Consider the following 13,413-nt stretch of genomic DNA (forward strand, 5'->3'; position numbering starts at 1 on the left):
CCAGGAAACCAGAACAATACGCCCGGGGGACTCAGCGCTGGTACGGCGGCGGCACGAAGCCGGCAAAGCGCTGTTGCGTCACCGCCTTGAATTCGGCGGACTGGTAGGCCTCGCGGATGTCCCTGACGAAGGGCTTGTTCAGGTCGGCGGTCTTCACCGCGACCAGGTTCATGTAGTAGTCCGGAATCTTCTCCAGCGCCAGCGCGGAGGTCAGCTTCAGGCCCGAGGCCAGCGCATAGTTGCCGTTGACGAAGGCATAGTCGACATCGTCGAGCGAGCGCGGCAGCTGCGCGGCTTCCAGCTGGATCAGCTTGAGCTTGTGCGGATTGGCGTCGATATCGCGTTCGCTGGCGCGGATCGGGTCGGTGCCGGGCTTGAGCGTGACCCAGCCGATCTGCTGCAGGATGGCGATAGCGCGCGCAAGGTTGGTCGGGTCGTTCGGCAGCGACACGGTGTTGCCCGCCTTCACCTCGGCCAGCGCCTTGTGCTTGCGGCTGTAGATTCCGATCGGCGCGGTCGGCACCTGGATCACGTCGCTCAGCGCCAGCTTGCGGTCGGCCGAGAACTTCTTCAGGTAGGCCACGTGCTGGAAGGCGTTGGCGTCGATGGCGCCGTCGGCCAGCGCCAGGTTGGGCTGCACGTAATCGCTGAACTCGACGATGGTGACCTTGTAGCCGCGCTGCTCCAGCACCGGCTTGACGCCATAGCGGATCTGGTCGGCATACGGGCCGGCGGTGGCGCCGAAGCGGATTTCCTTCTTGTCCGGATCGGCCGCGCAGACGCCTTGTACCACGCCCAGCGCCAGCACGGCTGCCGCCAGCCGCGCGGCCAGGCCGAATTTCCCGTATTGCATCGGATGCTCCCCTTTGATGTGGTGGTGTGCCCGCGGCGTCGCGCCGTGGCATCGGGCCATTGTATGGAAAAGCAGCCAATGGACGAACGAGCGTTTACGCATGGCGATATGCCGGTGCGGAATAAGGAATAAGGCCTACGCTGTAGGAACGCGTCACGCGTTTGCCAAGCCATGGGAGGCCGCCATGCCCGAACAACTGACCAAGCATCCCGACGTCACGATCCAGGTGCTGCGCAGCGCCGGCGCCCGCTGCGGGGAGGGCGAGGCGCAAGCCATCCTGCGCAGCTGTCCGCCGGCGCGCTTTTGCAAGCTGCCGGGCGGAGAGGTCTGCGTGTACGGCCTGGATGGCGCGCCCGCGATGACGCAGTTCACCGCCGCCGATTGGCAGTCGCTCGCGCCGCTGGCGCGGGGCGGCGCCGACGATGCTGGCGCGGGCGCTGCGGCGGGCGCGTGGGGCGGCATGGCGGTGGTGATCTTCATTGCGGGGTTGGTTGCCGGTGCGGTGGCCGCCGCGGTGCTGGCGCGCTGGCGGCGCGGCCGTCGCCGGGGTTAGCCGCGGCTGGCGTGTGGTTTTCGCTGGCATGGTGTTTGCGGCGATTCGCCGGCCATGACACCGCTGCCATCCGCTTCCGACCACTTCCGCCTGCTGGAGAACGGCGAGGAGTATTTTCCGTGCGTGTTCGACGCCATTGCGCGCGCGCGCGAAAGCGTACTGCTGGAAACTTTTATCCTGTTTGAAGACGAGGTAGGCCACAAATTGCACGCGGCACTGCTCGCGGCCGCGCGCCGCGGCGTGCGTGTGGCGCTGACGGTGGACGGCTTCGGCTCGCATGACCTGTCGCCGGCCTTTATCGCCGGGCTGGTCGACGCAGGGGTGCAGTTCTGCACATTCTCGCCGCGGCCGCGGTTGTTCGGCGTGCGCACGCATATCTTCCGGCGCATGCACCGCAAGCTGATCGCCGTCGATGCCGAGGTGGCATTCGTGGGCGGCCTCAACTTCTCGGCGGAGCACCTGTACCAGTTCGGGCCGCTGGCCAAGCAGGACTATGCGGTGGAAATCCGCGGGCCCTTTGCACGCCAGGTGCACGACTTCCTGGTGCGCGCGATGCCTGGCGCGTGTCCGCCGGCGCCCATGCACGAGCCTGTGGCCGAACGCGAGGCGCCGGATCCGCGCATGCAGGCCGCACGCGCGATCCTGGTCACGCGCGACAACCACCGCCACCGCAACGACATCGAGTTTGCCTACCTGGACGCGATCCGCGCGGCGCGGCGCGAGGTCATGATCGCCAACGCTTACTTCCTGCCGGGCTACCGGCTGCTGCATGCACTGTGCGAGGCCGCCGCGCGCGGCGTGCGGGTGCGGCTGCTGCTGCAGGGCAAGCCCGACATGCCGTGGGTGGCGCGCGCCGGCGGCCTGCTCTATGCGCACCTGCAGGACGCCGGGGTGCAGATCCTCGAATACGTCGAGCGGCCCTTCCACGGCAAGGTCGCGGTGGTGGACGACACCTGGGCCACGGTCGGCTCCAGCAACCTCGATCCGCTGAGCCTGTCGCTGAACCTCGAGGCCAATCTCGTGATCCGCGATGAAGTCTTCGCGAGCCACCTGCGCGGCCGGCTCGAAGCGCTGATCGGCGCGCGCTGCCGCGCCGTGCCGCCCGGGCAGAAGTCACCGCGCAGCCGCCTCGACGCGCTGGGCGCGACGGTGATGTTCCACTTCCTGCGGCGCTTCCCGGCCTGGGCGGGCTGGCTGCCGGCGCATGCGCCGCGGCTGGTGCAGCCGATGCCGGGGCGCCGCAACGCGCGGCGCGTGGTGGTGTTGCGCGGAGGCGCGGAATGACGGGCGCCGAGGCCTTGTCCGCCATCCGCCAGCATGCGCACTGGCCGGCCTGGCGCCGTGCCATCGGCATCCTCTTCATTGCCGCCGTGCTGGCGCTGATCGCGCGCAAGCTCGGCACCATCGACTGGGACGCGGTGCTCGAAGCGCTGCGCGGTTTCAACGCGCGCACGCTGCTGCCGGCGGCGGGCTTCGTGGCACTGAGCGGGCTGCTGTACAGCCAGTTCGACGTGCTGGGCTGCCGCTATGCCGGGCACCCGCTGCCGCTGCGCCGCGTGATGGCGATCTCCTATGTCAGCTACACGCTCAGCCTCAACCTGGGCGCCACGCTGGGCGGCGCGGGCGTGCGGTACCGGCTGTACTCGCGCGCGGGGTTGAGCGCGCCGCAGATCTGGAGCCTGTTCGTGGTGGTGGTCACGACCAACTGGCTCGGCTATGCGGTGCTGGCTGGCGCCATCCTCGCCGGCGAACTGGTGGTGCTGCCGCCGGAGTGGGGCATTCCCGCGGCGCTGACGCGGGTGTTGGGCGTGCTGATGCTGGCGGTCCCGGCCGGCTACGTGGCCGCGTGCGCGCTCTGGCATGGCCGTCACCGCACCGTGCGCGACCATGACATCTATATGCCCACGGTGCGCTTCGCAGCGTTGCAATGCGCGCTGTCGGCGGCCCACTGGATGTCGATGGCGGCGATCCTGTATGCGCTGCTGCATACGCATGCGACCTACTTCACGGTGCTTGGCGTGCTGCTGGCGTCGGGGCTGGCGGGCGTGGTGGTGCGCATCCCCGGCGGGCTGGGCGTGATCGAGACGGTGTTCCTGACAATGCTGGGCGACCAGGTGCCGCACGGGCTGCTGCTCGCGGCGCTGATCGCTTACCGCGCGCTGTACTACCTGATCCCGCTGATGATCGGCGCGATCGGCTATTTCGTGCTGGAGGCGCGCGGCAAGCGGGATGGCGGGGAGGGGAGTGGGGTGAGGTGAGCGGCGAAACCGAGCGCGCCCCCGGCTCCTCTCCCGCTGGCGGGAGAGGAGCGCAAGCCGAGCGAACTGGATCGGCGGCAGGTCAGGCCGCTGCCAGCGCGCGCTCCAGGTCCTCGATCAGGTCGTCGATATGCTCGATGCCAATCGACAGCCGCACCATGTCTTCGCTGACGCCGGCCGCCTGCAGTTCTTCGGCGTTGAGCTGGCGGTGCGTGGTCGACGCCGGGTGGGTGGCCAGCGACTTGGCATCGCCGATATTGACCAGCCGCGTGAACAGCTGCAGCGCATCGAGGAAGCGCGCGCCGCCCTCGCGGCCGCCCTGCTTCAGGCCGAACGACAGGATGCCGGGGCCGCGCCCGCCCAGGTATTGCTGCACCAGCGCGTGATCGGCGTGGTCGGGCAGGCCGGCAAAATTGACCCACGCGACCTTGGCGTGCTGCTGCAGGTGGCGTGCGATCGCCAGCGCATTGTCGGTGATGCGGTCCAGCCGCAGCGCCAGGGTCTCGATGCCCTGCAGGATCAGGAACGCGTTGAACGGCGACAGCGCGGCGCCGGTATTGCGCAACGGCACCACGCGCGCGCGGCCGATATACGCGGCCGGCCCCAGCGCTTCGGTATAGACCACGCCGTGGTACGACACGTCCGGCTCGTTCAGGCGACGGAAGCGCTCCTTGTGCTGCGCCCACGGGAACTTGCCGCTGTCGACGATGGCGCCGCCGACGCTGTTGCCGTGGCCGCCCAGGTACTTCGTCAGCGAATGCACGACGATATCGGCGCCATGCTCGAACGGCCGGCACAGGTAGGGCGACGGCACCGTGTTATCGACGATCAGCGGCACGCCGTGGTTGTGCGCCACGCGCGCGATCGCGGCGATATCGACCACGTTGCCAAGCGGGTTGCCCACCGACTCGACAAACACGGCCTTGGTTCGTGCATCGATCAGGTCGCCGAAGCTGGACGGATTGCGGCCATCGGCAAAGCGGGTCTCGATGCCGGACTGCGGCAGCGTGTGCGCCAGCAGGTTGTAGGTGCCGCCGTAGAGCTGGCTGGACGAGACGATGTTGTCGCCGGCCTCGGCGATGGTCTGGATCGCATAGGTGATCGCGGCCATGCCGGACGCCAGCGCCAGCGCGCCCACGCCGCCCTCGAGCGCGGCCAGGCGCTGCTCGAGCACGTCGTTGGTCGGGTTCATGATGCGGCTGTAGATGTTGCCCGCCACCTTCAGGTCGAACAGGTCCGCGCCATGCTGCGCGTTATCGAAGGCGTAGGCTACGGTCTGGTAGATGGGAACGGCCACCGCGCGCGTGGTGGGATCTGGCGAATAACCGCCGTGGACGGCCAGGGTTTCGAGTCTCATCGTGTTCTCTCTGTTGTGTGCCGGACCGGCGCGTCGGGGAGGCCCCGCTGCGGCGCCGGGCATGCCGGGCGGTGCGCCCGCACGGGCGTACCAGGCTGTGCGATGGTACCAGCGCCGTAGCGGGCAGCGCCGCCATCGTCGCCCACTGCCGGTGCGCGCGGCAAGGAAGGTTATTGCATGTGGTTATGCGCAGCATGGCGCGAAGGTCGAGTCCGGTCGTGCGAACCGCGATATGCGATAAGCGGATAAGCGTCGGCGCTTTGATTCGTTGACCGTGCCAGCGGCGGCTCCCTACAGTGCGAGCTTGCACGCGGCATCCCCTGCATCGAGCAAGGGACCGCGCCGGCTTTCTTCCTATGCCCGAGCCTGCCATGACGACCGCAACCGCCCCCGTCAGTGTTTCGCGCCAGCACAGCGCCCCGCATCCTGCCATCCACGCTTGCGACGCAGGCCGCTTCGAGATCCGCCCGCTCGCTGCGCCGCTCGGCGCCGAAGTGATCGGGCTGGACCTGTCACAACCGCTGACGCAAGCGGATTTCGCGCGCATCCATCGCGCCCACCTCGACCACCATGTGCTGGTGTTCCGCGACCAGCGCATCACGCCCTCGCAGCAGATTGCCTTCAGTCGCCGCTTCGGCCCGTTGCAGGTCCACGTGCTGCACCAGTTCCAGCTGCCCGGCCATCCGGAGGTGCTGGTGGTCTCCAACGTGGTCGAGAACGGCAAGCCGATCGGGCTGGGCGATGCCGGCCACTTCTGGCATTCGGACCTGTCGTACAAGGAACGGCCCAGCCTGGGCTCGCTGCTGCATGCGCGCGAGCTGCCCGCCGAGGGCGGCGATACGCTGTTCGCCAACATGCACCTGGCGTGGGATACGTTGCCGGCCGCGCTGCAGCGTGCTGTCGATGGCCGGCAAGCCGAACACACCTACCTGGCCCGCTACGCCGAGCTGCAGCAGCGCAGCCCGTGGCGGCCCGACCTGACGCCCGAGCAGGTGGCGCAGGTCCGGCCGGTGCTGCAGCCGGTGGTACGGACCCATCCGGAAACCGGGCGCAAGGCGCTGTTCGTCAGCGAACACTTCACCACCCGCATCGTCGGCCTGCCCGAGGACGAAAGCCGCGCGCTGCTGGACCAGCTATTTGCGCACAGCGTCAGGCCCGCGCATCTCTATCGCCACCGCTGGCAGCCGCACGACCTGGTGTTCTGGGACAACCGCTCGCTGCTGCATCTTGCGGCCGGCTGTCCGCCGCATCTGCGGCGCGTGATGTACCGCACCACCATTGAAGGCGACGTGCCGCGCTGACCGCGCAGCGCGATCGCCAGCCACCCCGTGGCGCTCGCTTGCGCGAGTGCCAGTCCAACGCATCCCCGGAGTCCGGAACATGTTTTCTCGTCTTTCCCGCAGGCTCGGCCTGCTGGCGCTCAGCGCCGGCCTGGCCCTCGCCGGCACCGCGCACGCCGAAGGCCGGCTGCGCATTGCCGAACAGTTCGGCGTGGTCTACCTGCTGCTCAACGTAGCGCGCGACCAGCAACTGATCGAAAAGCACGGCCGCCAGCAGGGCGTCGATATCAAGGTCGAATGGACCCGGCTGTCCGGCGGCGCCGCGGTCAATGACGCGCTGCTGTCGGGCGCCATCGATATTGCCGGCGCCGGCGTGGGGCCGCTGCTGACGCTGTGGGACCGAACCCATGGCAAGCAGAACGTGCGCGGCGTCGCCTCGCTGGGCAACTTCCCCTACTACCTGGTCAGCAACAATCCCAGGGTCCGGACCATTGCCGATTTCACCGACAAGGACCGCATCGCGGTGCCGGCGGTCGGCGTCTCGGTGCAGTCGCGCGTGCTGCAGCTGGCCGCGGCCAGACAGTGGGGCGACAAGGAATACAACCGCCTCGACAAGTGGACCGTCGCGGTGCCGCATCCGGATGCGGCGGCGGCCATCATTGCCGGCGGCACCGAGATCACCGGCCACTTCGGCAACCCGCCGTTCCAGGAGCAGGAGCTGGCCGGCAACCCGAACGCGCGCATCGTGCTGAACTCGTACGACGTGCTGGGCGGACCGAGCTCGTCCACGGTGCTGTACGCCACCGAGAAGTTCCGGAATGACAACCCGAAGACCTATCGCGCCTTCGTCGACGCGCTGGCCGAGGCCGCCGCCTTCGCCACCGCCAATCCCGAGGCCGCCGCCGACATCTACCTGCGCCAGAGCAAGGCCCGCACCGACCGCGCGCTGCTGCTGCGCGTGTTGAAGAACCCGCAGGTGCAGTTCCGCGTCGCGCCGCAGAACACCTTCGCGCTGGCGTCGTTCATGCATCGCGTCGGCGCGATCCGCAACCAGCCGAAGTCCTGGCAGGACTATTTCTTCCCGGACCCGGTCACCGCGCAAGGGAGCTGAGCATGGCCAGCCACAACCTGCGCGTGGTTTCGGACCGCGCCGCGCCGCTGCTGCAGGTGGACGGCGTGTCGCTGGAGTACCGCACCCCCGAACGCATCGTGCGCGCCACGCACCGCGTCAGCTTCGACGTGCACGCGGGCGACCGCTTCGTGCTGCTGGGCCCGTCGGGCTGCGGCAAGTCCACGCTGCTGAAGGCGGTGGCGGGCTTCGTTACCCCCAGCGAGGGCGAGATCCGGCTCGAAGGCCGGCGCGTGCAGCAGCCTGGCCCGGACCGCATCGTGGTGTTCCAGGAGTTCGACCAGCTGCCGCCGTGGAAGACCGTGCTGCAGAACGTGATGTTTCCGCTGCGGCAGGCGCGTGGCCTGTCGCGCGCCGCCGCGCGCGAACTGGCGCTCGATAGCCTGCACAAGGTAGGCCTGGCCGAATTTGCCGGCGCCTATCCGCATACGCTGTCGGGCGGCATGAAGCAGCGCGTGGCGATCGCGCGCGCGCTGGCGATGCGGCCCAAGGTGCTGCTGATGGACGAACCCTTTGCCGCGCTGGACGCACTGACGCGCCGGCGCATGCAGGAGGAACTGCTGGCGCTGTGCGATGGCGCCGCGCTGACGCTGCTGTTCGTCACCCATTCGATCGAAGAGGCGCTGGTGGTGGGCAGCCGCATTCTGCTCCTGTCGCCGCATCCGGGACGCGTGCGCGCGGAGCTCAACAGCCACCAGTTCAACCTGGCGAGCCAGGGCAGCGCCGAATTCCAGGCCGCGGCGCAGCGCATCCATGGCCTGCTGTTCGACGCGCCAGGCACCACGGACCTGCCGCAGGCGCGCAGCGCGGCGGCACGCTGAAACCGACATTGCATCATGACCCAACCCTCCCTTAACCTGGCCGACCCGGTGCGGCCGGAATACGAGCGCGAGCCCGAGCCCTTCACCGAAGCCCCGCTGGCGCGCGCACTGCCGTGGCACCAGCGCGCGTGGCAGCAGGACTGGCTGCGCAAGGCCCTGATCCTGCTGGCGCTGGGACTGATCTGGGAAGCGGTGGCGCGCATCCAGGACAACGACCTGCTGCTGCCGTCCTGCCTGGCCACGCTGCGCGCCTTTGGCGCGGCTGTGGTGAGCGGCGAGCTGCCGGGCAAGGCGGCGATCTCGCTGTCGGTGCTGCTGCGCGGCTACGCCGCCGGCATCGTGCTGGCGTTCGTGCTGACCTCGCTGGCGGTATCGACGCGCCTCGGACGCGACCTGCTGGACACGCTCACCGCCATGTTCAACCCGCTGCCGGCGATTGCGCTGTTGCCGCTGGCGCTGCTGTGGTTCGGGCTTGGCACCGGCAGCCTGGTGTTCGTGCTGATCCATTCGGTGCTGTGGCCGCTGGCACTGAACATGTACGCCGGCTTCCGCGCGGTGCCGCCGACGCTGCGCATGGCCGGACGCAACTACGGGTTGCGCGGCCTGCGCTATGTCGCGCTGGTGCTGGTGCCGGCGGCGCTGCCCGCGATCCTGTCCGGACTGAAAATCGGCTGGGCCTTTGCCTGGCGCACGCTGATCGCCGCCGAACTGGTGTTCGGCGCGTCGTCAGGGCAGGGCGGGCTGGGCTGGTTCATCTTCCAGAACCGCAATGAACTCTATACCGACCGCGTATTCGCGGGTTTGGCCGCGGTGATCCTGATCGGCCTGCTGGTCGAGGGGCTGGTGTTCACCACCTTGGAGCGGCTGACGGTGCGCCGGTGGGGCATGCAGCACTAGCCTTGTCCGATGGGGCGCGCGCGCGTAGGCTACGGCTGCGGTAGCCAACCGGAGCCTGACCATGACCATCATCCATCAAGCCGCCGCCATGGGATTCGCCCGCCAGGCCGATACCTACGCACGCGGTCGACCCGAATACCCCGCCGAAATCGACACGTGGCTGCGCGGCGCGCTTGGCTTGCATGCGGGCCGCGTGGTGCTCGATCTCGGGGCCGGCACCGGAAAGTTCACGCGCCGGCTGGTGCAGACCGGCGCCACGGTGATTGCGGTGGAGCCGGTGGCGCAGATGCGGGCGCAACTGGCGGCCGCGGTGGGGCCGGTGCAAGTCCTGGAGGGCAGCGCCGAGGCGATCCCGCTGGCAGAGGCCAGCGTCGACGCCGTGGTCTGCGCACAGGCGTTCCACTGGTTTGCCAACGCGCGGGCACTTGCGGAGATTCGCCGCGTGCTGCGCCCCGGCGGCCGGCTCGGACTGGTATGGAACGTCAGGGATGAAAGCGTGGACTGGGTGGCGCAGCTCACGGCCATCATGGCGCCGTATGAAGGCGACGCCCCGCGCTTCTACAAGGGTGACTGGAGGCAGGTGTTTCCCGCCGAGGGCTTCGGGCCGCTGGTGCTGCAGAGTCTGCCCTACGCGCATGTGGGACCGCCGCAGCAGGTGATCGTGGATCGCGTCATGTCGGTAAGCTTCATTGCGTCGCTGCCAGAACCGGAGCAGGCGCGCGTGCGCGCGCGCCTGCACGCGCTCATCGACCAGCATCCGGCGCTGTCGGCGCGCGCCGAGGTTGCCTTCCCTTACCGCACCGAGGCCTATCACTGCGTACGGCTCGCCTGAGCCTACATGGTCGCCTGCCGCACCCAGAATGCCGCGCCAACGCGCACCGCGCAGTGCTCGCGCTGCCGCTCCGCTTCTGCACGGCGCCGCGCGCGGGTGCTGGCCTGGACCTGCTCCCAGATATCAAGCATGGCGCTGATCTTGGGCAAGGCATTGAACCCGGCCGCGGTCGGCAGCCAGCCCGTCCCGCAAGGCTGGAACAGCGGCATGCCGAGCGCGGCCTCGAGCTGGCGCAGCTGGTAATGGAGCCGCTGCGGCTGGATGCCGAGCGCCTGGGCGGCGCGGCCGGCGTCGCGATGCTGCATCAGTGCGACAAAGACACGCAGGGAGAGAAAGGAGACGCGCCGGTTGATGAGTCGGTAAGCCATGCCCATGTCATGGCCGGGGGGCGGTGTCGCGCTCGCGCGCTGCTACGGGTCCCCGGCGGATCGAAGTGGATCGATCGTAGCGGGGCGGCGCGGGGCAGGTGAGCAGCCGGATTCAGAAATGCAGCGCGGAATCTTCCGGCGAGGCGTGCGGCAGTTGCGCAGTCAGTGCATCGGCCTCAGTGCATCGGCAACTGGCCGATCGCGGTCAGTGCCAGCACCACGTCCGGCGACAGGCGGCGCTCGCTGCACGGCACGCCCGCGGTTTCGAGCGTGGTCCACAGGTCTGCGTCGCCGGTGACGATGCGTTGCCGCAGCTGGGCCAGGTATGCATATTCCGCGGAGGTCAGCGGGCGCGGAGCGCTGCGCAGGTCGTCCAGGATGGCACTAAGCGAGAGTGCGGGAACGGTCATACCAAGGTCGGGAATAGCACGGCGATGAGACATTGCGGCGGAAACAGCAGGATGGTGCGGAGTTGAGCAACGCATGATTCTATCCATCCGGTGCAGCGGCCGCTAAAGCAAAAGCCGGGGCGATTTACCCCGCTGATTCCGCTTGCAAAGCCAGGAGTGGCGAATAGGCTAAGCGCGCGGCATGCGATGTGGCGCATGCGTCGGTCCAGAGGGCGCAAAAGGCGCTTGCGCGGACCGGCAATGCCGCCGGGCAGCAGCCAGGGTGTTGCAGAAAAACGCCACCATGCAAGCTTGCGCGCGTCGAGGCCACCGCACATCAGCCTGCCGGGGACACGGATTGACAACCCTCACAGCGTTCTATACGGTGGCGCATCGTTTCGACCCAACGCCGCCAAGGTTCCTCCTCGCCGCCCGCCATGCCACGCAAAGCCGCACAGGTTTCCGAAGCCGACAAGCACGCCGCCGCCGGCGGCGCCATCGCCGTGGACCGGGCCTTGTTCGTGCTGTCGGTGTTCCGCCTGGGCGATGGCGCGCTGGCGCTGGCCGAGCTGGCGCAGCGCAGCGGCCTCTACAAGAGCACGCTGCTGCGCCTGCTGGCATCGCTCGAACACGCCGGGCTGGTGCTGCGCCATGCCGACGGCCGCTATGGGCTGGGGCCGGAGGTGGCGCGGCTGCACGCGGTCTATGCCGCGTCGTTCTCGCTCGAGGCGGTGGTGATGCCCGCGCTGCGCGAACTGGTCAACGTGACGCGCGAAAGCGCGGCCTTTCATGTCGAGCAGGGCGAACACCGGTTGTGCCTGTACCGCGTGGATTCGCCGCAGCCGGTGCGCGACCACGTGCGCGCGGGCGAACTGCTGCCGCGCGACCGCGGCGCCGGCGCGCGCGTGCTGCGGGCCTTCGCCGGCGAGCCCGGCGAGCTCTATGACCGGATCCGGCAAGACGGCGTGGCGGCGCTGGTCGGCGACCGCAGCCCCGATCTGGCCGGCGTGTCCGCGCCGGTATTCGGCCCGGACGGCGTACTGGCCGGCGCGCTGACGCTGACCTGCCCGGCGGCGCGCTACCGCGACGGTTTCCGCGACGATGTGCTGCAGGCGGCGCGCTCGCTGACGCGCGCGCTCGGCGGCACGGCGCCGCACGGCACCCCGGGACCGGCCGTCCCGGACTGACGGTAAACCGCGGCCGGGTGCAGCGCACCCGACCCGGCTTGCAGGGGGTGCCAAGCTGGCGCCGGCACGGGCTATCATGCGGCTGGCATGAAAAACAGCGCACGTCACATCTGGTGAAATCAGCGCCCGCATGCCTCCGTCGCGCCCCCCGTGACCTGATGCCCGCCGATCGGTATTGACGGCAGGCGGACGGCATCCTTGAGGAAATCCCTTGCACCTGGACCAGCAGACCATTGCGGTGGTGATGATGGTGTTTTTCTGCGGCACGCTGATCATTGCGGCGGGGCTGGTGTTCGCGTTGCGCGCGAGCATGGCGGGGCGGCTATGGGCGTTCGGCCATGTGCTGGTGTCGGCCGCGGGCCTGGCGCTGGCGGTCAGCGCGGCCAGCGGCACCGGCCAGCTCGGCACGCTGGGCGCGTTCGCCTTCGTCGCCGGCTGGCTGCTGATCTACCGCGGCGTGCGGGTCTACTACGGCGTGCCCGCGCATCCCGGCGCGCTGGCAGGGGCGGGCGCGATCGTGCTGGGCCTGATGGCGGCCTCGAGCGGCCTGCCTGACGGCCCGCAGCTGGTGCTGCGCATTGTCTATGGCGTGCTGGCGCTGGTGTCGCTGGCCACCTTCGCCACGCTGGCGCGCGCCGGGCGCGGGCGCCGCAGCATCGGGGCGCCGCTGGTGCTGGTGGCCAGCCTGGTGCAACTGGCCACGCAGCTGGCGGGCTTCAGCCACGCCACGAGCCTGCCCGCGGGCGGCACGGCTGCCGGCGCTGCCGCGGCGCCGCTGACCCTGTTCTTCGCCGGCCCGGCCGATTCGGCATGGGTGCTGGCGCCGCTGATCGCCACGCTGCTGGGGCTGTTCGGCTTCACCGTGATGGCGATGGAGCAGATCGTCGCGCACAACGAAAGCGGCGCGCGCATCGACGCCCTGACCGGGCTGCTCAACCGCGGCGCGCTGGACATGTCGGCGCTGTCGCTGGTGGCGCGCTGGCAGCGCGACGGCCAGCCGCTGTCGTGCCTGGTGATCGATATCGACTACTTCAAGCAGGTCAACGACAGCTGCGGCCACCACGCCGGCGATGCGGTGCTGCGCGAAGTGGCGCAGGCGCTGGACAACTCGCGCCGCGCCTCGGACGTGGCCGGGCGCTATGGCGGCGAAGAGTTCTGCGTGCTGTGCCCGCATACCGACGAGCAGCAGGCCTCGGCACTGGCCAACCGCGTGCTGCGCAAGGTGCATGGGATCGCCTTGCCTGCCGGGCGCGGCCATGCCAGCGTCAGCATCGGCGTGGCGCAGCTGCGCGGCGGCGCGGGCAGCAGGGAGGCGCTGTGGCGGACCCTGTTCGCCGATGCCGACCGCGCGCTCTACCACGCCAAGGCGCAAGGGCGCGACCGCTATGTGCTGGCATCGTCGATGGCGGAGCCCGCCGCCGGCGCGGCGGCTGCGCCGCTGCTGGAGCCGGCACCCGACCTGGCCGCCTGAGCGCGCGATCCGGTCTGC

Annotated in this window: 14 protein-coding genes; 10 read left to right on the plus strand and 4 right to left on the minus strand. The window is 69.5% G+C overall.

All coding sequences use genetic code 11. The features are described from left to right. Nucleotides 1–31: 31 nt before the first annotated feature. Nucleotides 32–853 carry a MetQ/NlpA family ABC transporter substrate-binding protein gene (locus FHX60_RS21100; protein WP_183284503.1) on the minus strand — a complete coding sequence of 274 codons (822 nt, stop codon included), beginning with the start codon at nucleotides 851–853 and terminating at the stop codon, nucleotides 32–34. Nucleotides 854–1,037: 184 nt separating this feature from the next. Here FHX60_RS21100 and FHX60_RS21105 point away from each other — a divergent pair, with 184 nt between their 5' ends. The 3 genes from FHX60_RS21105 to FHX60_RS21115 are packed head-to-tail and all read left to right on the plus strand — an operon-like array spanning nucleotide 1,038 to nucleotide 3,664. Further along, entirely contained in the window at nucleotides 1,038–1,406 is a 369-nt protein-coding gene (locus tag FHX60_RS21105) for a hypothetical protein (RefSeq protein WP_183284504.1), read from the plus strand. 54 nt (nucleotides 1,407–1,460) lie between these two features. Next, nucleotides 1,461–2,690, plus strand: coding sequence for a cardiolipin synthase ClsB (clsB, locus tag FHX60_RS21110; protein ID WP_183284505.1), 1,230 nt, complete (start codon nucleotides 1,461–1,463; stop codon nucleotides 2,688–2,690). After that, on the plus strand, nucleotides 2,687–3,664 hold the full coding sequence (locus tag FHX60_RS21115; protein WP_112775869.1) for a lysylphosphatidylglycerol synthase domain-containing protein: 978 nt from the start codon (nucleotides 2,687–2,689) through the stop codon (nucleotides 3,662–3,664). Before clsB ends, FHX60_RS21115 begins: the two co-directional genes overlap by 4 nt. Before the next feature lie 82 nt (nucleotides 3,665–3,746). On the opposite strand, the gene FHX60_RS21120 is transcribed toward FHX60_RS21115, so the two are convergent. After that, nucleotides 3,747–5,021: an O-acetylhomoserine aminocarboxypropyltransferase/cysteine synthase family protein gene (locus tag FHX60_RS21120; RefSeq protein ID WP_112775870.1), complete on the minus strand. Its 1,275-nt coding sequence runs from the start codon at nucleotides 5,019–5,021 to the stop codon at nucleotides 3,747–3,749. A 371-nt stretch (nucleotides 5,022–5,392) separates the two neighbouring features. On the opposite strand from FHX60_RS21120, the gene FHX60_RS21125 reads away from it, so the two are divergent. The 5 genes from FHX60_RS21125 (at nucleotide 5,393) to FHX60_RS21145 (ending at nucleotide 9,980) form a co-directional block, all read left to right on the plus strand. Further along, nucleotides 5,393–6,322, plus strand: a complete 930-nt coding sequence (locus tag FHX60_RS21125; RefSeq protein WP_260164336.1) for a TauD/TfdA dioxygenase family protein — start codon at nucleotides 5,393–5,395, stop codon at nucleotides 6,320–6,322. A gap of 79 nt (nucleotides 6,323–6,401) precedes the next feature. After that, on the plus strand, nucleotides 6,402–7,412 hold the full coding sequence (locus FHX60_RS21130; protein ID WP_183284507.1) for an ABC transporter substrate-binding protein: 1,011 nt from the start codon (nucleotides 6,402–6,404) through the stop codon (nucleotides 7,410–7,412). A gap of 2 nt (nucleotides 7,413–7,414) precedes the next feature. Beyond that, nucleotides 7,415–8,251 (plus strand): ABC transporter ATP-binding protein, encoded by an 837-nt coding sequence (locus tag FHX60_RS21135; RefSeq protein WP_183284508.1) that lies wholly within the window; start codon nucleotides 7,415–7,417, stop codon nucleotides 8,249–8,251. A 15-nt stretch (nucleotides 8,252–8,266) separates the two neighbouring features. Then, the gene (locus FHX60_RS21140) at nucleotides 8,267–9,148 is read left to right on the plus strand and encodes an ABC transporter permease (RefSeq protein WP_183284509.1); all 882 of its coding nucleotides are present in this window, start codon (nucleotides 8,267–8,269) and stop codon (nucleotides 9,146–9,148) included. Between the two features lie 61 nt (nucleotides 9,149–9,209). Beyond that, nucleotides 9,210–9,980 (plus strand): class I SAM-dependent methyltransferase, encoded by a 771-nt coding sequence (locus FHX60_RS21145; RefSeq protein WP_183284510.1) that lies wholly within the window; start codon nucleotides 9,210–9,212, stop codon nucleotides 9,978–9,980. 2 nt (nucleotides 9,981–9,982) lie between these two features. Here the strand turns inward: FHX60_RS21145 and FHX60_RS21150 are convergent, their stop codons facing one another. Together FHX60_RS21150 and FHX60_RS21155 are read right to left on the minus strand one after the other, a co-directional pair. After that, complete coding sequence (locus tag FHX60_RS21150) at nucleotides 9,983–10,348, minus strand: helix-turn-helix domain-containing protein (RefSeq protein WP_183284511.1); 366 nt, start codon at nucleotides 10,346–10,348, stop codon at nucleotides 9,983–9,985. Nucleotides 10,349–10,524: 176 nt separating this feature from the next. After that, nucleotides 10,525–10,758, minus strand: a complete 234-nt coding sequence (locus FHX60_RS21155) for an IclR family transcriptional regulator (RefSeq protein WP_232344686.1) — start codon at nucleotides 10,756–10,758, stop codon at nucleotides 10,525–10,527. A gap of 416 nt (nucleotides 10,759–11,174) precedes the next feature. On the opposite strand from FHX60_RS21155, the gene FHX60_RS21160 reads away from it, so the two are divergent. Together FHX60_RS21160 and FHX60_RS21165 are read left to right on the plus strand one after the other, a co-directional pair. Continuing rightward, the gene (locus FHX60_RS21160; RefSeq protein WP_092314285.1) at nucleotides 11,175–11,924 is read left to right on the plus strand and encodes an IclR family transcriptional regulator; all 750 of its coding nucleotides are present in this window, start codon (nucleotides 11,175–11,177) and stop codon (nucleotides 11,922–11,924) included. Between the two features lie 211 nt (nucleotides 11,925–12,135). After that, nucleotides 12,136–13,395: a GGDEF domain-containing protein gene (locus FHX60_RS21165; protein ID WP_183284512.1), complete on the plus strand. Its 1,260-nt coding sequence runs from the start codon at nucleotides 12,136–12,138 to the stop codon at nucleotides 13,393–13,395. Nucleotides 13,396–13,413: the final 18 nt, after the last annotated feature.

This window comes from Cupriavidus alkaliphilus (genome assembly GCF_014191175.1).
GTDB classification, from domain to species: Bacteria; Pseudomonadota; Gammaproteobacteria; order Burkholderiales; family Burkholderiaceae; genus Cupriavidus; species Cupriavidus alkaliphilus.

Coding starts and splice junctions, on each gene's coding strand:
- FHX60_RS21130 (WP_183284507.1), top strand. CDS start 6,402: ATGTTTTCTCGTCTTTCCCGCAGGCTCGGCCTGCTGGCGCTCAGCGCC.
- clsB (WP_183284505.1), top strand. CDS start 1,461: ATGACACCGCTGCCATCCGCTTCCGACCACTTCCGCCTGCTGGAGAAC.
- FHX60_RS21115 (WP_112775869.1), top strand. CDS start 2,687: ATGACGGGCGCCGAGGCCTTGTCCGCCATCCGCCAGCATGCGCACTGG.
- FHX60_RS21120 (WP_112775870.1), bottom strand. CDS start 5,021: ATGAGACTCGAAACCCTGGCCGTCCACGGCGGTTATTCGCCAGATCCC.
- FHX60_RS21100 (WP_183284503.1), bottom strand. CDS start 853: ATGCAATACGGGAAATTCGGCCTGGCCGCGCGGCTGGCGGCAGCCGTG.
- FHX60_RS21155 (WP_232344686.1), bottom strand. CDS start 10,758: ATGACCGTTCCCGCACTCTCGCTTAGTGCCATCCTGGACGACCTGCGC.
- FHX60_RS21160 (WP_092314285.1), top strand. CDS start 11,175: ATGCCACGCAAAGCCGCACAGGTTTCCGAAGCCGACAAGCACGCCGCC.
- FHX60_RS21135 (WP_183284508.1), top strand. CDS start 7,415: ATGGCCAGCCACAACCTGCGCGTGGTTTCGGACCGCGCCGCGCCGCTG.
- FHX60_RS21150 (WP_183284511.1), bottom strand. CDS start 10,348: ATGGCTTACCGACTCATCAACCGGCGCGTCTCCTTTCTCTCCCTGCGT.
- FHX60_RS21140 (WP_183284509.1), top strand. CDS start 8,267: ATGACCCAACCCTCCCTTAACCTGGCCGACCCGGTGCGGCCGGAATAC.
- FHX60_RS21125 (WP_260164336.1), top strand. CDS start 5,393: ATGACGACCGCAACCGCCCCCGTCAGTGTTTCGCGCCAGCACAGCGCC.
- FHX60_RS21145 (WP_183284510.1), top strand. CDS start 9,210: ATGACCATCATCCATCAAGCCGCCGCCATGGGATTCGCCCGCCAGGCC.
- FHX60_RS21105 (WP_183284504.1), top strand. CDS start 1,038: ATGCCCGAACAACTGACCAAGCATCCCGACGTCACGATCCAGGTGCTG.